The sequence below is a fragment of the Erythrobacter sp. HKB08 genome, assembly GCF_004114695.1.
GTDB lineage: Bacteria > Pseudomonadota > Alphaproteobacteria > Sphingomonadales > Sphingomonadaceae > Parerythrobacter_A.
On record NZ_CP035310.1, the window covers coordinates 703,081 to 724,258 of the forward strand.

The window sequence follows — 21,178 nt, forward strand, 5'->3', positions numbered from 1 at the left end:
CCCGTTCGATCGGGCATTTCAACGCCGAACCGAAACTGCGATGGCGGCTCCTTCGGGGTCGCCATTTGCATTTGCCAGAACGATAAAGAAACGAGACTGCTTCAATGGCTATCACCCCGCTCATGCCCGTCTATCCCCGCTGCGGTGTCCGCCCCGTGCGCGGCGAGCACTGCCACCTGATCGACGAGGGCGGCACGCGCTATCTCGACTTCGCGAGCGGTATCGCGGTCAACCTGCTCGGCCACAGCCACAAGGGGCTGATCGGCGCGATCCAGAAGCAGGCGGAAACGCTGATGCACGTCTCGAACCTCTATGGCAGCCCGCAGGGCGAGGAACTGGCGCAGCGCCTGGTCGACGAGACCTTCGCCGACACCGTGTTCTTCACCAATTCCGGCGCAGAGGCCGTCGAGGCGGCGATCAAGACGGCGCGCGCCTATCACCAGTCGCAGGGCAATGAGGATCGCTACGAGCTGATCACCTTCACCAACGCGTTCCACGGGCGCACGATGGCCACCATCAGCGCTTCGAACCAGGAGAAGATGCATCACGGCTTCAAGCCGCTGCTGCCCGGTTTCCAGTATTGCGAATTCGACAATCTCGAGATGGCGAAGTCGCTGATCGGTCCCAAGACCGCAGGCTTCCTCGTCGAACCGATCCAGGGCGAGGGCGGTATCCGCCCCGCATCCGACGAATTCATGAAAGGCCTGCGTGCACTCGCCGACGAGCACGACCTGATGCTCGTCCTCGACGAAGTGCAGTGCGGCGTTGCGCGTACCGGCAAGCTTTATGCCTACGAACACTACGGCATCACGCCGGACATCGTCGCGACGGCCAAGGGCATCGGCGGCGGCTTCCCGCTCGGCGCCTGCCTTGCTACCGAAAAGGCCGCGCGCGGCATGACCTTTGGCACGCATGGCTCGACCTATGGCGGCAACCCGCTCGCCATGGCCGCCGGCATGGCGGTGATGGACGCGGTCGCGAACGACGAGTTCCTCGCCGAAGTGACCGAGAAGGGCGAGCGCATCCGTACGCGTCTCGAACAGTTCATCGGTAACTATCCCGACCTGTTCGAACTGGTTCGCGGCAAGGGCCTGATGCTTGGCATCAAGATGAAGGTCGAGAGCCGCCCGTTCTTCGTGCACCTGCGCGACAATCACCAGCTCCTCACCGTGGCGGCGGGCGACAATACGCTGCGCGTGCTGCCGCCGCTGGTGATCGGTGATGCGGAAATCGACGAGTTCTTCGACAAGCTCTCGGCCGGTGCGGCCGACTACACGGTCCCGGAAGCGGCCTGATGGCGGGCGCGTCCGGGAGCAAAGCGCCAGCGACGCGCCATTTCCTCGATCTCGCGGATGCCGGCGGTGACGCCATCGCCGCGATGATCAACGACGCGCAGGATCGCAAGGCTGCGCGGCGCAGCTGGCCCAAGGGACAGGCCGATGCGGACAGGCCGCTCGATGGCCATGTCCTGGCGATGATATTCGAGAAGAACTCGACGCGAACGCGCGTCAGCTTCGATATCGCGATGCGCCAGCTCGGCGGGTCGTCGCTGATCCTCGACAGTGCCACCAGCCAGCTCGGCCGCGGCGAGACGATCGCCGACACCGCGCGTGTCCTCAGCCGGATGTGCGATGCGATCATGATCCGGACCGACAATCACGCGAAGATCGAAGAGTTGGCACGCCATGCCTCGGTCCCGGTGATCAACGGCCTGACCGACGCATCACATCCCTGCCAGATCGTCGCCGACCTGCTGACGGTGATCGAACACGGCAAGGCGTTGCCGGGGCTCGAAGTCGCGTGGTTCGGGGACGGGAACAACGTCCTCAACTCGATCCTCGAGGCCGCCGGACTGATGAAGTTCAACGTCCGCGTCGCGACGCCTGAAGGGTTCGAGCCCGATCCGGCATGGATTGAGAAAGCGCGTGCCGGCGGTGCCCGGGTCGACCTGACGAACGATGCCGACGAGGCCGCTCGCGGGGCGGACGTGCTGGTGACCGACACATGGGTTTCGATGGGCGATACCGATGCCGAGAAGCGCATCGCGGCCATGCGACCATACCAGGTCAACGAGGCGTTGATGGCGCTCGCCAAGCCCGATGCGATCTTCCTGCATTGCCTTCCCGCACATGTCGGCGACGAGGTCGACGAGGCCGTGTTCGAAGGGGCGCAATCGGTCGTGTTCGACGAAGCCGAGAACCGCATTCACGCGCAGAAATCGGTCCTGCTCTGGGCGTTCGGGAAGCTGTGAGACACGCAGGTCTGGTCTAAGCGGCGTCAGACCCCATATCTGCGCCATGACCGACACCAGCGAAACCTACACCGACCAGGTTCTCAATTTCACCATCCCTTCGCGCGATGCGCGCGGCCGTATCGTGCGCCTCGATAATGTGCTCGATGAAATCCTCGCAGCACATTCCTATCCCGCGCCGATCGCCCACCTGCTGGCCGAGGCCGTGACGCTGACTGCCCTGATGGGCGGGCTGGTCAAGGAAGAGGGTGCGCAGATGACGATGCAGGCGCAGAGCCAGGAAGGCATCGTGCGCCTGATGGTGTGCGATTTCCGCGCCGGTGAGATCCGAGGGTATGTCGAATACGATCGTGCGCGGCTCGACGATCTCGGCATCAATCCGTCGCTCGAAACGCTGTTCGGCGACGGTTATCTCGCGATCACCTTCGACCGCGCCAAGCAGGGCGGGCGCTATCAGGGTATCGTGCCGCTCGAGGGCGCGTCGCTCTCATCCGCCTGCGAGAACTACTTCTTCCAGTCGGAGCAGGTTCCGACCCTCATTCGTATTGCAGTACGGCGGGAAGGCCAGCGGACCGTTGCTTCGGGCCTGCTGATCCAGCACCTGCCCGACGGTGAGGAAGGGCGCGAGCGCCTCCATGCCCGGCTCGACCATCCGCAGTGGGAGCATGTCGCGACCATGGCCGGGAGCATTCGCCATGACGAACTGCTCGACCGTGCGCTCTCGATGGAAGCGCTCGTGTGGCGGTTGTTCCATGAAGAAGACGAAGTCCGCGTGCGTCCGGGCGTGCTGCTCGAGCGAGGGTGTCGCTGCACGGCGGAGCATTACGAATCGATCCTATCGCGCTTCTCCGAGGAAGAGCGCGTCGAAATGCGTGACGAGGAAGGCCTGATCCAGGTCGACTGCGCTTTCTGTGCTAAGGTATTCCCGATCGCCCTGTGACGGCTTGTCGCTCGAGAAACACGGTTCGTCGTAAGGTCGTATTCATGCAATCGCGCTACAATCGCGAGCGTACAAAGGTAGTCCGATGAATCGCATGGCAAAAACAGGAACTTGGTGGAAGGCGTCGCTGGCTGGCGGCCTGCTTGCGCTCGGGTTCTATCCGGCGGCAGCGCAGGCGCCTTCCCTCGCGATGCTCGAGCAGCTGACCAAGGGCGAGTGGGAAATCCGTTTCCGCGACGGATCGCCGGCGCGCAAGATCTGCCTGCGGACCGGCCACGAGCTGATCCAGCTCAAGCACAGCGCGCGCGGCTGCAATCGCTACGTGGTCGAGGATAGCCCCAAGGAAGTGACCGTGCAGTACACCTGCAGCGGGCAGGGCTATGGCCGGACCAATATCCGGCGCGAAAGCAGCACGCTTGTCCAGATCCAGGGGCAAGGCATCGACGGTTCCTCCGAGCCCTTCCAGTTTTCCGCAGAAGCGCGCCGCGTCGGCAGCTGCAGCTGATATCCTCCTGATTTCGAGCGTTGTTGCGAGATCGCCAAATTGCGGTTAGCGCATCGCGATGCACTCCGCGCAGCCCCAGAATGACAAACCGGCGGTGGTCTTGCTTTCCGGCGGGCTCGATTCGATGGTCTCTGCCGGCATCGCGCGTGAGCAGGGCTATGCGCTCTATGCGCTGACGATCGACTACAACCAGCGCCACCGTATCGAAATCGAAAGCGCTCGTCGGCTGGCGAGCGAGCTTGGCTGCCGACGACATGTCGTGCTGCCGCTCGACCTGTCGATTTTCGGTGGGTCGGCGCTGACCGACGATATCGAGGTTCCGACCGAAGGCGTCGGCGACGAAATCCCGGTGACCTATGTGCCGGCGCGTAATCTCGTCTTCCTGTCGCTGACGCTTGCCTGGGCGGAAACCGTCGGCGCGTCGGACATTTTCATCGGCGTCAATGCACTCGACTATTCGGGTTACCCCGACTGCCGCCCTGAATTCATCGCGAGTTTCCAGGAAACGGCCCGGCTTGGGACGAAGATCGGCGCCGAAGGTGCCGAGATCACGATACATGCGCCCCTGCAGCACATGGGCAAGGCGGAAATCGCCAAGGAAGCAAACCGGTTGGGCCTCGACCCTGCGCTCAGCTGGTCGTGTTATGCGCCAAGTGTGGATGGCCGCCCCTGCGGGCTATGCGACAGCTGCAGATTGCGGCTCAAAGGGTTCGCCGAGGCGGGATTGAAGGACGGATTGGACTATGTCGACTACCCAGAGTGAAATGCCGGCTGCGGCCGAGACCGCTGCGAGCACAGACAAGGTCCCGGCCTACAGCTGGTACGCGCTGAGCGTTCTGGTCATCATCTACGTCCTGAATTTCGTCGACCGCAACATCATCTCGATCCTTGCAGAAGACATCAAAGCCGACCTCGGCCTGCGTGACGATCAAATCGGCTTCCTCTACGGAACCGCATTCGGGGTATTCTACGCCCTCTTCGGCATTCCCCTCGGGAAACTCGCGGACAGCTGGCACCGCGTCCGCCTGATGACGGTCGGCCTTGCCGTATGGTCGGCCTTCACCGTGCTTTCCGGTTTCGCGAAGAGCTTCGCAGCTTTGAGCGTAGCTCGGATCGGGGTCGGAGTCGGGGAAGCCACGGCCAGCCCGAGCGCTTATTCGCTCATTTCGGACTGGTTCCCCAAGAAGATGCGGGCGACCGCGCTCGCAATCTATTCCTCCGGCCTGTACCTTGGTGGCGGCGTGTCGCTGCTCATTGGCGGCGCGATCGTCGAGCGGTGGAACGAGGCTTATCCGGTAGATGCGCCCTTGGGTCTCGTCGGCTGGCAAGCGGCATTCATCATCGTCGGTCTGCCGGGGCTTCTGCTTGCAATGCTCGTCTTTACCCTGCGCGAGCCGGTGCGCGGTGCGAGCGAAGGCATCGCGACGCCGCCGGCGAAAGACCCGTTCCGCGGATTTTTCCGTGAACTGATTGCGGTCATCCCGCCATTCACCCTGATCGGTGCGGCCCAGGCCGGTGTGCGCGGTATCGTGATCAATCTGGTTGGCGCAGCGGTTATCGGCGCGGTCGCATTCGGAATGGCGCTGGTAACCGAAAGCTACCAGCAGTGGATCGCGATCGGGATCGGCTATTACGCGATCTTCTCTTGGGCTTCGACGCTGAAGCGGCGCGATGCCCCGACATTCAAGCTGATCTGGGGGACACCGGCTTTCCTCACCACCATTCTCGGTTACGGCATGGTGGCCTTCATGTCCTACGCCGCTTCCTTCTGGGCGGCGCCCTACGCGATCCGCATCCTTGAAGAAGCGCCGTCCACTGCCGGCTGGTGGATCGGTGGTCCTGGTGCCCTCGGCGGCTTCCTCGGGGTCATCCTGGGCGGACGCATGGCCGACTGGATGCGAGCCCGCAATCCTGCCGGCCGTCTCGTGGTCGTCGCATTCGGCCTCGTCGCGGCGGCACCATTCCTGTTCCTGATGTTCACCACCAATGATCCGACGGTGTTCTACATCGCCGCTTTCCTGCAATCGATGTTCGGTAGCTCCGCACTGGGCGGGGCAGCGGCGACGACGCAGGATCTGGTCCTGCCACGCATGCGCGGCACGGCCACCGCGACTTTCTTCCTCGCGACAACGCTGGTTGGGCTTGCGCTCGGGCCTTACATGGCGGGACAGGTGTCGACCATGGCGGACAGCCTCTCGACCGGCGGGCTCAGCCTGCTGATTGCGGTGCCGATCGGCCTCATCCTGCTTGCGATTGCATATCGCACCGTGCCTGAAGCAGAGCGCAGCGTGCAGGAAAGAGCGCGCGAGGCAGGCGAAGAAATCTAGGCAGTCCTCGCCGCCCCTGGCGTGATTAGCGAAGCCCTCGCGCAAGAACGCCAGCGGTGCGCATCGGCACACCACTGGCGTAACTGAGTCGATCAATGGCGTGGTGCGCTGCTAGACGCGCTCGAGCACCCCGCAAGCGACACGTGAACCCGCCGCACCGGACGGATTGGTCCGATAGTCGTCCGCGCCTGCGTGGATGACTACGGCCGTGCCGTCATCGTCGAACAACCATTCCTCGAGCTGAGCCCGGTCGCCATCGAGCTCTACGGTCAAAGTGGCGGTTCCGTTCTCGTTGACGTCCAGGTTCGGCAAGTCGCCGAGATGCGATCCGCCGTCCGAGAGCGTGCCATGATCATTGCCGAGCGGATTGAGGTGACCGCCAGCGGAGGTGAAATCCGGGCGGCGGCATTCGCCGGTCTCGTGGAGGTGAAAGCCGTGCGCTCCCGGAGTGAGGCCGGTAGCTACGATCGAGAGCTGCAGACCGTTGCCGTCTGCCAGAAGCTGGGCGGTGCCGACCGGAATGCCGTTGGAAAGCGTGACTCTTGCAGAAGCGACGCGGTCGGTCGGTATGTCGCCGATTGTCGAGCAGGCTGCGAGAACGGTTGCAGCGGCAGTCAGGCCAAGCGCAGCTAAAATGGTCTTGAAGGTCATGGCAGTCCCCTTTGATTGCGGTTTTCCCTGACCCAACGAAAAAGGGGCCGGATTGCTCCGGCCCCTCTTCATCTTTTCCGCTGTGCGGAAGCTTACATGCCCGAACCCGGACCGTAAGTGATTTCCACGCGGCGGTTCTGAAGTTCGCGAACGCCGTCGGCGGTCGGAACACGAAGCTGCGTTTCACCGAATGCTTCGCTCGAGATGCGAGCATCGGGGATGCCGCGGCTCGTGAGGTAAGCACGGACCGAAGCGTTACGACGCTGCGAGAGGCCTTCGTTGTAGACCTTGGTACCCGAGGTATCGGTGTGACCGGCCAGCATGACTGCAGCGGTGCCGCAGTTCGAGTAGGCCGAAACAGCGTTGTTCAGGATGGTAGCCGCTTCAGGCGTGATGTCCGACTTGTCCCATTCGAAGAAGACAATGTACGGGCCCTGCTTGCAGACTGCCGGTTCTGGACGTGCCGGGCAGGTAGCCGTTGCCGGGATCACCGAGCCGTTCCAGCAGGTCTGGGTCGGCGGCGGCGGCGGGGTCGGACGTGCCGGGCACGCTTCCGTCACCGGGATCACCGAACCGTCCCAGCAGGTCTGGGTAGCGATTTCAGCCGGACCACCGAAGTTGTAGGTCAGCGTACCGAGGATCGAGTGGGTACGAAGCGTACCTTCGTTGTCACGACCGAGGGTGTCGACCAGTTCGACGTTCTCGGCAGTGAACATGCGGTAGCGAAGACCAACGTCCCAGCTGTCGCTCAGCGGAGCGCGGACACCGGCGAGGAGCTGCCAAGCAAGGCCGCTGCTCGAGTCGTCGAAGACGCCCGGGGTGCGCGGGTTGGCGCTGGCGTGAACGTCGGTGCGTGCAACACCGATACCACCGCCGGCGAAAGCCTGCAGGCCGTCGTCCGGACCGAAGTCGAACAGGCCGTTGACCATGAAGCTCAGCGAGTTGACGTCGCCGGCAGCCGGGTAAACACCAGCCGGCGTAACGCCGATGGAGTTGCCGTCGATACGCGGGAGACCCGCGGAGTCAGCCGAAAGGTTGTCGATGTCGCCTTCGCGGAAGCTGGCTTCAGCTTCGAGGCGGAATGCGCCGAAGTCGTAGCCGACGACGCCGCCGAAATCATAACCTTCCTGAGTGTCGGTCGTGACGGTGCCAGCACCGTCGTTGACGTCGAACTCGGTATCCTGGACGATCATCGGACCGCCCTGAACTTCGACGTACCACTGACCGTCACGGGCGAGAGCAGGCGAAGCAAGGGCCGTCGAGGCCATCGCCATGCCAATGACGAGTTTCCGCATTATATAATTCCCCTTTTTAGCGAAATTGAGCCACCGATTGGCTGTTTTCTAACTTTTCCCTCCGAGAGAGGCAAGCGATCAATCCTGTCAAACTGTTGCAAGAATGTCGCTCTTCGCCTTCACCTCCGAAAAAATCGACTGAATCCCTCGTGGAGTAGCCAAGCAACGTCACTGGCACCGAATTGTTCCTATTCTGTTACGGAAAGGATTCCAGACACTTCCAAGGCTTCGACCAGGGCGGTGAATGCGGCGCGGAGTTCTTCGTCGACTACTGTGCCGCCGCTCGGCTGCTCCGGGCTTGCCGCGCGCCTCCAACCGTCGCGAAACAGCAGGAACTGCGAAGTCGACCGATCGAACAGTTTCATGCCCGGTGTCGGCGCAATGAAGTGCCAGGCGCCTGCCTGCCATCCTGCAAGCGCGCCCGCGCGCCCGAACCAGTCCTCCGAAGGGTTTTCACCGATGAGCCAAAACTCGCCGTCTTCAGGCGCCGCAGGCGGCGTGTCCGCCTCTCCGAGGACTGCGGCGTGATGGAGAAAATCGGCGAGGCAGAGCGCCTGGTTGAGGAAGAATTCCTTCTGGGCTTGGCCGGGAAAAAGCAGGGGCAGGCCGAATCGGGCGGTCCGGTCGGGAAACGGTGAGGCGAAAGTCATGATTCACTCCAGTATTTGCGCATTAGTATCCGCTGTTCTTCAAGCGAGGTTCGTGAGGAAGAGTGCTGCCGACCGGTCCGAGAGGCCGAGCTGGCGGACCCAGACGGGCTGATTTGCGTATTGGGCGATCGTCGGGGCCGGGAGCACGAAGGCGGGTTGCGAGGTCTCGAACCTGGCGGACGGTGAGTCTTCCGGTCCGACGCCGACCTCGTATCGTTCGAATTCCTCGTTGAGGCGCACCTCCAGGTCCCGGTCCCAAAGCCAGGCACCGCGCGCGCGCCGCGTCCAACCGAGATGGAGATCGCCATTGTCAGCGAGGGTCGAAGAACCGTGCACCGGCATGAGCGGGCGCCGGGTCAGGCCCGGGTTGGCAATCTCGGCAAAGGCAGGCTCGTCATCGCCTCGCCCGATTGCTGCAAGCCTGTCGACCGAGGCGCTACCTGACGTATCGTCCCCGACAGATGTCAGTCCGCTTTGCATATATAATATGTCTGTTCCCGCAGCGTGACCTGCGAGCGCGGCCGGTTCGGTCCCGCCCCTTCCGCGCGCGTCACGATGTCAAGGTAAAAGTGCCAAATAGGTTAGACACTATCCGGTTGCGTGCCATCGCCGGGTGCCGTAATCGGCGCGAAACGGCCAAGGGATCGCCTTTTCTCATGATCATGAAACCGCTTCGCGGCCTGTACGACTGGACGATGGACAAGGCCGCGCACCCCAAGGCCGTGTGGTGGCTCGCGCTGTTCAGCTTCGTCGAGGCGAGCTTCTTCCCGATCCCGCCGCACCCGCTGCTCGGGCTGATGTGCCTGGCAGAACCGAAGAAGGCGATCCGCTTCGCTGCGGTCGCGACCGGTTTCTCGGTGCTCGGCGGGTTGTTCGGTTACCTGATCGGCTGGGGGCTCTACGACCTTGTCGGCGAACAGCTGCTCTCCGCGCTCGGGCTCTCGGAAGAGTTCCCGCAGGCCGCCTGCTACCTGCGCGAATACGACTGGGAGGCGATCGTCATCGCCGGCGCGACGCCCCTTCCGTTCAAGCTGCTGACGATCACGGCGGGCTTCATCTCGATGAACCTCGTGACCTTCATCCTTGCCAGCATCGCCGGCCGCGCGATGATCTTCATGACGGTGGGCATCCTGTTCCGCCTGTTCGGGGCGCCGATCAAGCGCGTGATCGACGAATATCTCGGCACGGTAACGACCGTCTTCGTCCTGCTCGTGGTCGGCGGCTTTATCGCCATCGGCCAGCTCGGCGGGGACGAGGGCGATGCGAACGACCCCTGCGCCAACGTCACCTCGATCGAAGCCGCCTCAGCCTAAAGCCGCGAGCCGCAAGGCTTCGGCATCGCGCACGGTAATCGCGCCGTAGCTGCGCTCGATCAGGCCTTCCTTCTCGAGTTCGCGCAGGCAGGCATTGGCGGTCGCCCGGCTGAGGCCGAGAAAATCGCCCAGCTCATGCTGCGTAATCGCGACCTGGCGCGGTTCCTCGGAAATGCCCGCGAGGTTGCCGAGTAGCCCCGCGACCCGCGCGCGGCTCGTCCCGCGGCGCATCCCGCCGATCACGTCGAGCAATTCCTGCTGCTGCTGCGACAGCGCGCCAAGCATCGCCCGCATCGCATCGGGCCGCGCGGCGATTGCCGCCTCGAAACGCGGCGCGGTCAGCAGCCGTGCAGTGCTCGCCCCGCGCGAAATCGCGTCGACCACGCGCGGCCGCTTGGAGAACATCGCCAGCTCGCCGTAGGAATCGCCCGGGCCGAGCAAAGCGACCCCGCGAAACTCGCCATTCGCGAGGAACTGCCCGACCGACACCGAGCCGCTCTCGATCAGCCAGAAACCCTCCGCCTCGTCGCCCCGCTGCTGGATGAGTTGCCCGTCGGAAAAGGATCGCAACGGGGCATCGGCCCGCAGCGCCTCCTGCAGGTCCTCGGGCAAGACCGAGAACAGCATCGGCGCCAACAGCGAGCGCGAGGGAGATTGTAAACTATTCGACATTCTTCGCTGTCGATAGGCGCTATTCCGCCTCCACTCAAGGAGGACCCAGCCATGCCCACTTCGACCATTGCGATCCTGGCGATCTATCTCGGCTTCGCGCTGCTCGAACTGTGGCGCTCTAACCTCTTTTCCAAGGCAGAGCAGACGCGCGACGACGGGATCGTCGAAATCGTCAGCACGGTCATGCTGCTTGGCGTGACGCAGCCTGCGGTGCTGTTCACCTCCGCCGCCATCGCCGGATGGATCGCGCCCGAATATGCCGGCGCGCTGGCGGGCATCAACATCTTCGCCGCGATCGCGCTGTTCCTGATCCTCGACGACATGATGCAGTACTGGTGGCACCGCGCGAGCCATTCGACGCCGTGGCTCTACAACCTCCACCGTGCGCATCACAACGCGCGCTACATGAGCATCCGCCTCGTGTACCGCAACAACGTGATCTATTACGCGATGATGCCGGGCATCTGGCTCTCGGGCGTGCTGATCTATCTCGGCCTCGGCTGGGTATATGCGGGCTACATCGTCGTGAAGCTGCTGGTCATCACCGGCGCGCATTCCGACGTCGCCTGGGACAAGCCGCTCTACAAGATCAAATGGCTCTCGCCGGTCATGTGGGTGGTCGAGCGCACGATCTCGACCCCGGCGACGCACCATGCGCACCATGGTCGCCATGCCGACGACCCGGGAACCCATTACAAGGGCAATTACGGAAACCTGCTGTTCTTCTGGGACGTGCTGTTCGGCACGGCCAAGATCACGCGCACCTTCCCGCAAAGCTACGGGGTGGAGAACCTGCCCGAGGCGAAACTCGGCCAGCAGCTGCTGTGGCCGATCTTTCCCGAGAACAAGGACATGCCCGAACCTGTTGGAGAGGAGGCGGTCCCCAAGACCGCCTGACGCCCGCAACGCACCCTCGCGAGTGCGGGCTGCGGCCGGGGGAGGGAGAGGCCCCCGGCCGCATTTGATTCCGGGCTAGCCCTCGAACTTGGTGTCGAGGGTGATCTCGCAGTTCAGCAGCTTGGAAATCGGGCAATTGGCCTTGGCATCGGCAGCGAGTTCCTCGAACTTCGCCTGCTCGAGCCCCGGCACCTTGCCCTTGGTCGACAGTGCGGACTTGGTGACGGTGAAACCGTCGTCGCCGCGCTCGAGCGTGACCTCGGCCGCCGTCACCACCGTGCCGTCCTCGAAGCCCGCCTCGGCGAGCTTGAACGACAGCGCCATGGTGAAGCAGCTGGCATGCGCGGCCGCGATCAGTTCTTCCGGATTGGTCCCCGGCTCGTCCTCGAACCGCGTCTGGAAACCATAGGGCTGGGCGGCCAGGGCTCCCGAGCCGGTCGAAACGTGACCATGACCCGACTTGCCGAGGCCTTCGTAAGTTGCGCTACCCGTGTTGACTGTTTTCATCGTGTGTTCCTTCCACACGATGAGACGGTCCCGCGGCCAGCCGGTTCCGAAATTGCGTTGCTTCGGCAGGGACGCATCCGCGCCCCGCTTGGCTGTCAGTCGATAATCCCGATCGCCTTGCCGGCGCGTTCGAACATGCCGAGGATCGTGTCGACTTCCTCGTCCGAATGTTCGGCGCAGAGCGAGCAGCGCAGCAGTGTCATGTTGGCGGGCGTTGCCGGCGGGCGCGCGAGGTTCACGTAGAGCCCTTCCTTGAGCAGCGCTTCCCACATTGCCGCGCCCTTCTGCAGGTCGGGCATGATGACCGCGATGATCGCGCTCTGCGGCTCGTCGGTGCAGAGCTCGAAGCCCAGTGCCTTGAGGCCGCCGTGCAGTCGCTTGGAATTCTCCCACAGGTGCGCGCGCTTGTTATGGCCGTGCATCAGCTTGCGGATCGAGGTCGCGGCGGTCGCGACCACGCTCGGCGGGAGCGAGGCGGTAAAGACGTAGGGACGGCAGACGAGGCGCATGATTTCGAACTTGGGGTGGTTCGAAACGCAGAAGCCGCCGACGGTGCCGACGCTCTTGGAGAAAGTGCCGATGATGAAATCGACATCGTCGATCACGCCGGCTTCCTCGACCACGCCGCGGCCGTTCTCGCCGATGAAGCCCATCGAATGCGCTTCGTCGACCAGCACCATCGCGCCGTATTTCTTGGCGATGGCGACCATTTCCTTGAGCGGCGCTACGTCGCCCAGCATCGAGTAGACGCCTTCGAGCACGACGAGCTTTCCGGCATCTTCCGGAATGCGGCGCAGGCGCTTTTCCATCGCCTCGATGTCGTTGTGGCGGAAGGGCACGATTTCCGCATCGCCCATCTTGCAGCCGTCGTAGATCGAGGCGTGGCTGTCGATGTCGAGGACGATGTAGTCGCCCTTGCCCGCGATGGTGCTGATGATCCCGAGATTGGCCTGGTAGCCGGTCGAGAAGACCATCGCGTGGTCCATGTCGTAGAATTCCTTGAGCGCTTCCTCGCACTCGCGGTGGCCCTGGTAGGTGCCATTGAGGACACGGCTGCCGGTCGTGCCCGTGCCGAAATCGGCCAGCGCCTGCTTGCCCGCATCGACCACGTCCGGGTCGAAGGTCATGCCCATGTAGTTGTAGGTGCCGAGCAGGATCGTGTCGCGCCCGTTGCAGATGGCGCGGGTCGGCGAGAGCACCTTTTCCATCACGAGGTTGAACGGATCCTCCACCCCGCTCGCGAGCAGCCCTTCGCGCATGGCGATGAGGTCGTCGAATTTGGAGAACAGGTCCTTCGAGTGGCCTTCCAGCTCCTGCGGCTGGTCCGGCTGGCTGATGCCTTCGCTCATTTAGCTGTCCTGTAGCTTGGTAACCGCGTCGACGAGCTGGCCGTAGGTCTCGATCTCGGCCTGCTGGTTCATGCTGATGATGATGTCGAACTCGTCCTCGATCGCCGCGACGAAGTCCATCACCGTCAGGCTGTCGAATTCGAGGTCGTTGGCGAAAGTCGTCTCGTCCTTGATCTCGACTTCCTTCTTGTTGAAGGGCTCGATCAGCGAACGGATCGTGGTGTCGACTTCGGCGCGGTCCATAGGTGCGGTTCCAGTTTGTTTGGGCGGCGGAGCGGTGCCCCGCATCAATGTCGGCGGCAAAGCGGGACTTGCCCCCGCTTGTCAAGCCGCAGCGGCAGTGGCAGGTTCCCGACGCGAGCCGAAGCGGCGGCGTGAAGCCGGGGGAAACACATGGCCGAACAGGACGATAAGGCGCCCGAGACGGCACCTGCGAAAGAGGCGGAGAAGAAGCCGCCGGCCAAGCCGGTGACCTATTCCAACCATGCAATCCATCTCGTTCGCACGGTGCAGAACAACACGCTCTCGCTTTCGCAGATGGCCGACAACAAGGCCTCGATCCTGATGGGCGCGACCTTCCTCGTCTTTTCCATCTCGGTCAGCCGCTCTTTGACGGGCGAGCTGCCGGTCTCGCTCGCGATCCTCGCGGTGTTCGCTTTCCTGAGTTCGCTATGCGCAGTGATGGCGGTGCTGCCTTCGACGAAATCGATCGAGCTGCCGGAAGACAAGCGCAACGAGCTGTTCTTCGGGCAATTCCACGAACTCGACGAAGAGGAATGGAAAACCCGGGTCCTCGCGCAGATGGAAACCGACGAGAAGACTTTCCGGGCGATGCTGCGCGACATCTACCAGAACGGCCAGGTGCTGCAGAACAAGAAGTACAAGTACCTCGGCTATGCCTACCGCATTTTCATTACCGGGCTGGTGGTGACGGTGATCGTGTTCGGGATCGAGATGTCCCAGCAGTATTGGGGCTGAGCTCGCCTCAGTCGACCAGCTTGCGCACCGTCGTCATGAACGGGCCGATCGATACCGGCTTCGACAGATATTCGGTCGCCCCGGCATCGCGGATCCGGTCCTCGTCGCCCTTGCCGGCATAGGCGGTCACCGCCAGCACCGGCACGTCCTTGAGCGACGCATCGCGGCGCATGGCCGAAATGAGGTCGAGGCCCGAGATATTGGGCAGCTGGATATCCATGATCGCCAGGTCGGGCGCAAAGGCGCGCGCGGCGTTGAGCGCCAGTTCGCCGTCGGCCACCGGCTCGACCTCGAAGCCGTTTGCCTTCAGCACGTCGCAGAACAATTTCCGGTTTAGGTCGTTGTCCTCGACAACGAGGATTCGCTTTGCCACTAGGACCGCTCCGCTGATTTCGACCTTTGAACTCCATAGGCGCTTTATGACCGAGGCCGCCCGGTGACAATTACGCAGACCGGCAAATCCCCCGCGCTGACCCGCAGCGAGGCCGAAACGCTGGCGCTCGCCGCGCTCGGCTGGGTGCTGGGCGACGACCAGCGGGCGGAGCGCCTGCTGGCGCTGACCGGCCTCACGCCCGACCAGTTGCGCGAGCAATTGAACGATCCGGCGGTGCTGGCCGCCGTGCTCGATTTCCTCGCGCGCCACGAACCCGATTTGATGAAAGCGTCCGAAGCCCTCCAGGTTCAGCCGCAGGTGCTGGTTTCGGCGCAGGAGATACTTTCCCGATGAGCAAGCCGCTGGTCATTTCCGATTGCGACGAAGTGCTGCTGCACATGGTCGCGCCGTTCCGCGACTGGCTCGCCGAAACGCAGGGCGTCACGTTCCGCATGGAAGGTGCGAGCTTCGCCAATGCGCTGCGCTGGACCGAAAGCGGCGAGCCGCTTGCCGAGAAGGACATCTGGCGCATGCTCGGCGGTTTCTTCGATACCGAGATGCATCGCCAGAACCCGATCGCGGGCGCGGTCGCCGGGATCAACGAGCTCGCCAGCCACGCCAACGTCGTGATCCTCACCAACCTCAACGACGAGCGCCAGGCCAAGCGCACCGAGCAGCTGCTCGCGCACGGCATCGAGGCGCGCGTTTTCACCAACCAGGGTCCGAAGGGCCCCGCGCTGTCGGCAATAATGGACGAATACGCGCCGAGCCGCGCGATCTTCATCGACGACTTGCCGCAGCATCACGAATCCGCCGCCGAGACGGTCCCGCATCTCACCCGCCTGCACCTGTGCGGCGAACCGATGCTGGCGCCGCATATCGATTGCGCGCATGAGGCGGGCCATGCCCATGCGCGGATCGACACGTGGGAGCATGCCCTGCCCTGGATGCTCGACGTGCTCGACGGCAAACACGACAAGAAGGACAAGTAATGAGCATTGATGCACGCCTCGAAGAACTCGGGATCACCCTGCCGGAAGCGGCCGCGCCGGTCGCCAGCTACGTGCCGGTCGTGGTCGAGGGCGGTTTCGCCTATCTGTCCGGCCAGCTCCCCTTCGTCGACGGCAAGCTCGTCACCGGGCGGCTGGGCGAGGACGTATCGCTCGAAGACGGCACGCAGGCCGCGCGTGCCTGCGGCCTGATGATCCTCGCGCAACTGCGCAATGCGGGCATCTCGCTCGACCGGGTGAAGCGCATCGTGAAGCTCGGCGCTTTCGTCAGCTCGACTGCCGATTTCACCGACCAGCCCAAGGTCGCCAATGGCGCATCGGAACTGATGTTCGAGGTCTTCGGCGACATCGGCCGCCACGCGCGCAGCGCGGTCGGCGTTCCGGTCCTGCCGCTGGGTGCGGCAGTCGAGGTGGATGCGATCATTGCTATCGAAGGCGCTTGACGACTGGCGCTCGCCGCCGCCGCGCGCGGCCCGGGTCAAGTGGCTCGGCGAGTGGGACTATGCGCATCGCGGGCTGCATGCCTCGGGCACGCCGGAAAATTCGCCCTCGGCCTTTGCCGATGCGATTGCGGCGGGCATGGGCATCGAGCTCGACGTCCAGCGCACCGGCGATGGCGAGGCACTGGTCTTCCATGACTGGGAGCTCGACCGGCTGACCGACGCGAAGGGCGCGGTGCTCGATATCCCGCTCGCCAGGCTGGAAACGATCGCGCTGTCGGGTTCCTCCGACAACATCCCGAGCCTCGACCGCGTCCTCACCCAGATCGCGGGCAGGGTGCCGGTGCTGATCGAAATCAAGTCCAAGCGCGACAAGGGGGTGCGCCCGCTGTGCCTTGCGGTGCGCCGCGCGCTCGAGGGGTATCGCGGCCATCATGCGGTGATGAGCTTCGACCCGCGCGTCTCGCGCTGGTTCGCGGTGCATTCGCCGCGCACGGTGCGCGGGCTGGTGGTGACCGAAGAGAACGAGAAGGGCTGGCGCGGCGACTGGCGGCGGCGCTTCTCGCTGTGGCACGCACGCCCCGATTTCCTCGCCTACGACGTGCGCGACTTGCCGAGCAAGTTTGCCGCCAGCCAGCGGGCGAGGGGGCTTCCGGTGCTCACCTGGACGGTGCGCTCGCCGGACTTACGCGAAGTCGCGCTCGCTTATGCCGACGCGCCGATTGCCGAGGGCGACGGCATCGAATGAGCGAAGAGCCCGTCATCGCGAAAGTCGCCGGCTCGGTCGGCGCGCTCGCGCGTGACGAATGGGATGCGCTGGCGGGTGGCAATCCGTTCATGTCCCATGATTTCCTCACTGTGCTCGAGGATTCGGGAAGCGTGGGCGCGAGGACGGGCTGGCAGCCCGCGCCAATCGTCATCGAAGGCGCGGACGGGAAACTCTCCGCCGCATTGCCTGCCTATCTCAAGGGGCACAGCCAGGGCGAATACGTGTTCGACCACGCCTGGGCCGATGCCTATGAGCGCGCCGGGGGCCAATATTATCCCAAGCTCCAGATCGCCGCGCCTTTCACCCCTGCGACCGGTCCGCGGCTGCTCTTGCAGGACGAAGCGCTTGCCGCACCGCTGCTGAATGCCGCAGCGCAATTATGCCTCCAGAACGGTTTCTCCTCGGCTCATGCGACTTTCATCGAGCCGGGGCAGTGCGAATTGTTCGAGAAGGCAGGCTGGATGCTGCGCAGCGATATCCAGTTCCACTGGAGCAATCGCGGCTACGAAAGTTTCGACGATTTCCTCGCCGCGCTCGCATCGCGCAAGCGCAAAGCGATCCGCAAGGAACGCGCCGGTGCGCAGGAAGGCGTCGAGATCAGGCGCCTGTCGGGTCACGAGATCAGGCCAGAGCACTGGGACGCCTTCTGGCTGTTCTACCAGGACACCGGCGCGCGCAAATGGGGGCGGCCTTACCTGACGCGCGAGGCCTTCGACCTGCTGGGCGAGCGGATGGGCGAGAAGCTGTTACTGGTGCTCGCCTATGAGGATGGCGCGCCGATTGCCGGAGCGCTCAATTTCATCGGGCCGGATGCGCTCTACGGCCGGTACTGGGGCTGCAGCCGCGACAAGCGCTTCCTGCATTTCGAGCTGTGCTACTACCAGGCGATCGATGCCGCGATCGAACGCGGGCTGTTGCGGGTGGAAGCGGGCGCGCAAGGCGGGCACAAGCTGGCTCGCGGTTACGAACCGGTCGAGACTTTCTCGGCGCACTGGATCGCCGATCCCGGCTTTGCCGAAGCGGTCGCCGATTTCCTCGAACGCGAGCGGGCGGGCGTCGCGCTCGACCAGAATTACCTGAGCGCCAAGACGCCCTTCAGGAAATCCTAGGCAGCCTTGCGCGCATCGTCGGCGAGCCACTGGCGCGCACGGCGCTGGGCTTCGGCGATTTCGCGGGCGGTCATTTCGTCCGACACGTCTGCACGGCACCAGGCGGCTTCCTCATGACCCTTGGAAGCGGCGAGGTTGAACCAGCGGTGCGCTTCGATCAGGTCGCACGGCGCGCCGTGGCTGCCGGTCGAGTAAGCGACGCCGAGGTCGAACAGAGCGGTCACATCGCCATTGCTTGCAGCCGCGAGGCATTTCGCCACCAGCATGTCGCCGGCGATGGTATCGGCTTCGACGGGCTTGCCGCCTTCGATCGGAGTGAGTTTCATTTCCTGGTCCCCCGTTTCGCGGCAGCCCCCTGCTACCGCTTGAAACGGGTTTTCTTCGGAACATGGTCAATAATTGGTTAACGCCGCGCCCAAAAACCTTGTTCTTGCTGCCCGGCGGTTCGGCAAAGCTTCATATTTGCCGGTCTATGAAACCCATTACAGATTGCGCCTTGTGCGCATGGGGAGGCGCTTCTATAGGCGCGCCACGGGTAGCGGCCAACGGACCGGAAAAAATTCGGACGGACTGGTTCACACAATGACTGAACTAAGCGGGTTTCGAGGATTTCATGGCAAGCGCGGCATCTAACGATGCAGATATCCTGAAGAGAATTAAGGCTTCTTTCGAGCCTGACTACGTCCCTTCCGACGACGAAGAATACATGAGCGACAAGCAGCTGGATTACTTCCGCATGCTGCTGATCGAATGGAAGCGCTCGATTCATTCGGCATCGACCGCGACGCTCCAGTCGCTGCAGGACGGTCCGATCCGCGAACCCGATCTCAACGATCGCGCGTCGAGCGAGACCGACTGGGGCATCGAACTGCGCACCCGCGACCGGCAGCGCAAGCTCATTTCCAAGATCGATTCCGCGCTTCGCCGCATCGACCAGGGCGAATATGGTTACTGCGAAGTGACCGGCGATCCGATCGGCCTGCGCCGACTCATCGCGCGTCCCGTCGCAACCATGACGGTCGAGGCACAGGAAGCGCACGAACGGCGCGAAAAAATCTCTCGCGACGATTGATTTCAATAGTTTAGCTGCCTGCGGGCGCGCGAAATTTTTGAAATCCTTTATGCTTCGATAACCAATCGGACTGTATCAGGCGGGGCACGCCGAATGAGCGTGCAAAACGGCAACCCTGACGAGAGGCCCCGCATCGAATGTCCGCAATCGACACACGCCATATCTCGCGTGACAGCCTGTTCCTTTTCGCCGAGGTCAAGCTCGACGGAACGGAGACGGGAGAGCGTGTAAAAGTGCGCAATCTGTCGGCGGCCGGCATGATGGCCGAAGGTGGGCCCAAGGTTCAGCGCGGCGCGAGCATTGCGGTCAAGCTGCGCAATATCGGCTGGGTCGATGGTTCGGTTGCCTGGGTGCAGGACAATCGCTTCGGCATCGCATTCGCCGAAGAGATCGATCCGCGCCTTGCGCGTCAGGCGGAGACCAGCGCGTCGTTCGAAACGCCGCGCTATGCCAAGCCCTCTTCTCTTCTGCCGCCCGGCTCGGTTTCGGACCCGAGGCGCCTGCGCAAGGTGTGACGCGGTCCGGCCTCGCCGGAGCTTCTTTTCGAAAATACGCGCTGACCCGGACGGGCTGACTTGCTATCGCGCAGCCGATGCATTTCGCGCGCGCCCTCGTTCTTGCCGTCGCAGGCTTCGCAGCGCTCTCCTCCTGTTCGTGGGTCGAGGGTGAGGACGATGCCGATATCGCGCTGATCGGCGAGGCGGGCGAAGTCGAATATACCGGTCTGCGCTTGTCGCCCGCCGGGCAGCTGCTCAAGCAGGCGACTGCCGAGGGGCTGGTTGCCTTCGATGCGAATGGCGATGTCGTCCCGGCGGTCGCCGAACGCTGGATCGTGACCGACGACGGGCTGTCCTACATCTTCCGCCTGCGCGATTCGAACTGGCCCGACGGCGCACCGCTATCGGCAGAAGGCGTGGCGAGCCGCTTGCGCCAGACGATCGAGCGGCTGCAGGGCACGTCGCTCGGCTACGACCTCGCAGTGATCGACGATATCCGTGCGATGGCAGGCAGGGTGATCGAGATCCGCCTCGAATATCCATCGCCCGAATTCATGCGCCTGCTCGCCCAGCCCGAGCTCGGCCTGATGCAGGGCGAGGCGGGGCTGGGGCCTATGCGCGCGCAGGGCGAGGAAGGCACCTACGTCCTCCAGGCCGTGCCGCCCGAAGAGCGCGGCCTGCCAATGATCGAAGAATGGGAAGAAACCGTCCGCCCGGTGACTTTCGCCGTGCTGCCGGCGGACGAAGCCATTGCCGGTTTCGACGATGGCGCTTTCGACGTCGTGCTCAATGGCCGGCTGCAGGACCTGCTGCTGGTCGACACCGGCCCGCTTTCGCGCGGGACGATCCGGATCGACCCGGTCGCCGGGCTGTTCGGCCTTTCCGTCACCCGCCCCACCGGGCTGCTGTCCGAGCCGCTGCAACGCGAAGCCGTCGCCATGGCGATCGACCGTGCCAGCATCGGACAGGCATTCAACATCGGCGGCTGGGCGCCCTCCACGCGGATCGTGCCCGAGCTCGGCGATCTTGCGGACGGTCCGCTGCCCGAACGCTGGGCCGGTCTCACCATCGACCAGCGCCGCGCAGAGGCCGCGCGCCGCATCGCGCTGTGGCAATCGGCGAGCGGCGAGCCGGCGCGCATCACCGTATTCCTGCCGCAGGGGCCGGGGTCCGACAGGCTCTTCACCGCGCTGGCGAGCGATCTTGATGCGGTCGGCGTCTCGCTCGCACGGGTCGAGAATGTCGCCAATGCGCAGCTCGTGCTGCTCGACCGGGTGGCGCGCTACCGCGACCGGCGCTGGTTCCTCAACCAGTTCAATTGCCGCGTTCGCCGGATCGGCTGCTCGCGCGAGACCGACCTGCTCGTCGCTGCGTCCCTGCGCGCAGAAACGGGTGCGGAACGCCAGCGCCTGCAGATCGAGGCGGAAAGCATCCTGCTCGACGAAAACCTCTACATCCCGCTCGGCCCGCCGATCCGCTGGTCGCTCGTACGCGGCGGGGTCGACGCCTTCGAGCCGAGCCCCTCGGGGCTGCATCCCTTGTTTCCCTTCGCGCGCCGTCCCATCTAGGTTCC

27 protein-coding genes are annotated in these 21,178 nt (G+C 63.9%); 17 read left to right on the top strand and 10 right to left on the bottom strand.

The genetic code is table 11. The annotated features are described in order from the left end of the window. The first annotated feature begins 104 nt into the window (after nucleotides 1–104). The 6 genes from EO245_RS03380 (at nucleotide 105) to EO245_RS03405 (ending at nucleotide 6,023) form a co-directional block, all read left to right on the top strand. Nucleotides 105–1,295 carry an aspartate aminotransferase family protein gene (locus tag EO245_RS03380; RefSeq protein WP_128891610.1) on the top strand — a complete coding sequence of 397 codons (1,191 nt, stop codon included), beginning with the start codon at nucleotides 105–107 and terminating at the stop codon, nucleotides 1,293–1,295. Then, nucleotides 1,295–2,251: an ornithine carbamoyltransferase gene (gene argF, locus EO245_RS03385; protein ID WP_128891611.1), complete on the top strand. Its 957-nt coding sequence runs from the start codon at nucleotides 1,295–1,297 to the stop codon at nucleotides 2,249–2,251. The genes EO245_RS03380 and argF overlap by 1 nt, the downstream gene beginning before the upstream one ends. A 46-nt stretch (nucleotides 2,252–2,297) precedes the next feature. Continuing rightward, nucleotides 2,298–3,191, top strand: coding sequence for an Hsp33 family molecular chaperone HslO (locus tag EO245_RS03390; protein WP_128891612.1), 894 nt, complete (start codon nucleotides 2,298–2,300; stop codon nucleotides 3,189–3,191). A gap of 94 nt (nucleotides 3,192–3,285) precedes the next feature. Next, nucleotides 3,286–3,696, top strand: a complete 411-nt coding sequence (locus tag EO245_RS03395) for a hypothetical protein (protein WP_234026943.1) — start codon at nucleotides 3,286–3,288, stop codon at nucleotides 3,694–3,696. 58 nt (nucleotides 3,697–3,754) lie between these two features. Beyond that, entirely contained in the window at nucleotides 3,755–4,459 is a 705-nt protein-coding gene (gene queC, locus EO245_RS03400; RefSeq protein WP_128891613.1) for a 7-cyano-7-deazaguanine synthase QueC, read from the top strand. Further along, the gene (locus EO245_RS03405; RefSeq protein ID WP_370246171.1) at nucleotides 4,440–6,023 is read left to right on the top strand and encodes a spinster family MFS transporter; all 1,584 of its coding nucleotides are present in this window, start codon (nucleotides 4,440–4,442) and stop codon (nucleotides 6,021–6,023) included. Before queC ends, EO245_RS03405 begins: the two co-directional genes overlap by 20 nt. A gap of 111 nt (nucleotides 6,024–6,134) precedes the next feature. On the opposite strand, the gene EO245_RS03410 is transcribed toward EO245_RS03405, so the two are convergent. The 4 genes from EO245_RS03410 to EO245_RS03425 form a co-directional block, all read right to left on the bottom strand. Next, complete coding sequence (locus EO245_RS03410) at nucleotides 6,135–6,674, bottom strand: superoxide dismutase family protein (protein WP_128891614.1); 540 nt, start codon at nucleotides 6,672–6,674, stop codon at nucleotides 6,135–6,137. 92 nt (nucleotides 6,675–6,766) lie between these two features. Continuing rightward, the gene (locus EO245_RS03415) at nucleotides 6,767–7,969 is read right to left on the bottom strand and encodes an OmpA family protein (RefSeq protein ID WP_128891615.1); all 1,203 of its coding nucleotides are present in this window, start codon (nucleotides 7,967–7,969) and stop codon (nucleotides 6,767–6,769) included. 188 nt (nucleotides 7,970–8,157) lie between these two features. Beyond that, nucleotides 8,158–8,619 carry a DUF2793 domain-containing protein gene (locus EO245_RS03420; RefSeq protein WP_128891616.1) on the bottom strand — a complete coding sequence of 154 codons (462 nt, stop codon included), beginning with the start codon at nucleotides 8,617–8,619 and terminating at the stop codon, nucleotides 8,158–8,160. 39 nt (nucleotides 8,620–8,658) lie between these two features. After that, nucleotides 8,659–9,099 carry a hypothetical protein gene (locus EO245_RS03425; RefSeq protein ID WP_128891617.1) on the bottom strand — a complete coding sequence of 147 codons (441 nt, stop codon included), beginning with the start codon at nucleotides 9,097–9,099 and terminating at the stop codon, nucleotides 8,659–8,661. Nucleotides 9,100–9,275: 176 nt separating this feature from the next. Here EO245_RS03425 and EO245_RS03430 point away from each other — a divergent pair, with 176 nt between their 5' ends. Further along, nucleotides 9,276–9,932, top strand: coding sequence for a YqaA family protein (locus tag EO245_RS03430; RefSeq protein ID WP_128891618.1), 657 nt, complete (start codon nucleotides 9,276–9,278; stop codon nucleotides 9,930–9,932). On the opposite strand, the gene EO245_RS03435 is transcribed toward EO245_RS03430, so the two are convergent. Continuing rightward, nucleotides 9,924–10,559 carry a Crp/Fnr family transcriptional regulator gene (locus tag EO245_RS03435; protein WP_164931253.1) on the bottom strand — a complete coding sequence of 212 codons (636 nt, stop codon included), beginning with the start codon at nucleotides 10,557–10,559 and terminating at the stop codon, nucleotides 9,924–9,926. The genes EO245_RS03430 and EO245_RS03435 overlap by 9 nt on opposite strands. Nucleotides 10,560–10,655: 96 nt before the next feature. Between EO245_RS03435 and EO245_RS03440 the strand changes: the two genes are divergently transcribed. Next, entirely contained in the window at nucleotides 10,656–11,501 is an 846-nt protein-coding gene (locus EO245_RS03440; protein ID WP_128891620.1) for a sterol desaturase family protein, read from the top strand. A 75-nt stretch (nucleotides 11,502–11,576) separates the two neighbouring features. Here EO245_RS03440 and EO245_RS03445 read toward each other — a convergent pair whose 3' ends face one another. From EO245_RS03445 to EO245_RS03455, 3 genes are all read right to left on the bottom strand, one after another. Continuing rightward, complete coding sequence (locus EO245_RS03445) at nucleotides 11,577–12,008, bottom strand: OsmC family protein (protein WP_128891621.1); 432 nt, start codon at nucleotides 12,006–12,008, stop codon at nucleotides 11,577–11,579. 95 nt (nucleotides 12,009–12,103) lie between these two features. Beyond that, a complete protein-coding gene (locus EO245_RS03450; protein ID WP_128891622.1) occupies nucleotides 12,104–13,357 on the bottom strand; it encodes an aminotransferase class I/II-fold pyridoxal phosphate-dependent enzyme in 1,254 nt (417 codons plus the stop codon). Then, nucleotides 13,358–13,600 carry an acyl carrier protein gene (locus tag EO245_RS03455; RefSeq protein ID WP_128891623.1) on the bottom strand — a complete coding sequence of 81 codons (243 nt, stop codon included), beginning with the start codon at nucleotides 13,598–13,600 and terminating at the stop codon, nucleotides 13,358–13,360. A gap of 150 nt (nucleotides 13,601–13,750) precedes the next feature. Between EO245_RS03455 and EO245_RS03460 the strand changes: the two genes are divergently transcribed. Next, on the top strand, nucleotides 13,751–14,335 hold the full coding sequence (locus EO245_RS03460) for a Pycsar system effector family protein (RefSeq protein WP_234026944.1): 585 nt from the start codon (nucleotides 13,751–13,753) through the stop codon (nucleotides 14,333–14,335). 7 nt (nucleotides 14,336–14,342) lie between these two features. On the opposite strand, the gene EO245_RS03465 is transcribed toward EO245_RS03460, so the two are convergent. Continuing rightward, nucleotides 14,343–14,708 carry a response regulator gene (locus EO245_RS03465; protein ID WP_128891624.1) on the bottom strand — a complete coding sequence of 122 codons (366 nt, stop codon included), beginning with the start codon at nucleotides 14,706–14,708 and terminating at the stop codon, nucleotides 14,343–14,345. A gap of 63 nt (nucleotides 14,709–14,771) precedes the next feature. Here EO245_RS03465 and EO245_RS03470 point away from each other — a divergent pair, with 63 nt between their 5' ends. From EO245_RS03470 to EO245_RS03490, 5 genes are read left to right on the top strand one after another with little or no spacing between them, the layout of a single operon-like run. After that, complete coding sequence (locus EO245_RS03470) at nucleotides 14,772–15,062, top strand: DUF3572 domain-containing protein (RefSeq protein ID WP_234026945.1); 291 nt, start codon at nucleotides 14,772–14,774, stop codon at nucleotides 15,060–15,062. Next, on the top strand, nucleotides 15,059–15,700 hold the full coding sequence (locus EO245_RS03475; RefSeq protein WP_128891625.1) for an HAD family hydrolase: 642 nt from the start codon (nucleotides 15,059–15,061) through the stop codon (nucleotides 15,698–15,700). Before EO245_RS03470 ends, EO245_RS03475 begins: the two co-directional genes overlap by 4 nt. Beyond that, a complete protein-coding gene (locus tag EO245_RS03480) occupies nucleotides 15,700–16,161 on the top strand; it encodes a RidA family protein (RefSeq protein ID WP_128891626.1) in 462 nt (153 codons plus the stop codon). Before EO245_RS03475 ends, EO245_RS03480 begins: the two co-directional genes overlap by 1 nt. Beyond that, nucleotides 16,133–16,906 (top strand): glycerophosphodiester phosphodiesterase family protein, encoded by a 774-nt coding sequence (locus tag EO245_RS03485; RefSeq protein ID WP_128891627.1) that lies wholly within the window; start codon nucleotides 16,133–16,135, stop codon nucleotides 16,904–16,906. Before EO245_RS03480 ends, EO245_RS03485 begins: the two co-directional genes overlap by 29 nt. Then, complete coding sequence (locus EO245_RS03490) at nucleotides 16,903–18,036, top strand: GNAT family N-acetyltransferase (protein ID WP_128891628.1); 1,134 nt, start codon at nucleotides 16,903–16,905, stop codon at nucleotides 18,034–18,036. The genes EO245_RS03485 and EO245_RS03490 overlap by 4 nt, the downstream gene beginning before the upstream one ends. On the opposite strand, the gene EO245_RS03495 is transcribed toward EO245_RS03490, so the two are convergent. Then, nucleotides 18,033–18,362 carry a sel1 repeat family protein gene (locus tag EO245_RS03495; protein ID WP_128891629.1) on the bottom strand — a complete coding sequence of 110 codons (330 nt, stop codon included), beginning with the start codon at nucleotides 18,360–18,362 and terminating at the stop codon, nucleotides 18,033–18,035. The two genes, EO245_RS03490 and EO245_RS03495, sit on opposite strands and share 4 nt — an antisense overlap. A gap of 287 nt (nucleotides 18,363–18,649) precedes the next feature. On the opposite strand from EO245_RS03495, the gene dksA reads away from it, so the two are divergent. The 3 genes from dksA to EO245_RS03510 all read left to right on the top strand — a co-directional run bounded on the left by dksA (nucleotide 18,650) and on the right by EO245_RS03510 (nucleotide 21,173). Continuing rightward, nucleotides 18,650–19,108, top strand: a complete 459-nt coding sequence (gene dksA, locus EO245_RS03500; RefSeq protein WP_128891630.1) for an RNA polymerase-binding protein DksA — start codon at nucleotides 18,650–18,652, stop codon at nucleotides 19,106–19,108. A 137-nt stretch (nucleotides 19,109–19,245) separates the two neighbouring features. After that, entirely contained in the window at nucleotides 19,246–19,623 is a 378-nt protein-coding gene (locus EO245_RS03505; protein ID WP_128891631.1) for a PilZ domain-containing protein, read from the top strand. Between the two features lie 77 nt (nucleotides 19,624–19,700). Further along, nucleotides 19,701–21,173, top strand: a complete 1,473-nt coding sequence (locus EO245_RS03510) for an ABC transporter substrate-binding protein (RefSeq protein ID WP_128891632.1) — start codon at nucleotides 19,701–19,703, stop codon at nucleotides 21,171–21,173. Nucleotides 21,174–21,178 lie beyond the last annotated feature (5 nt).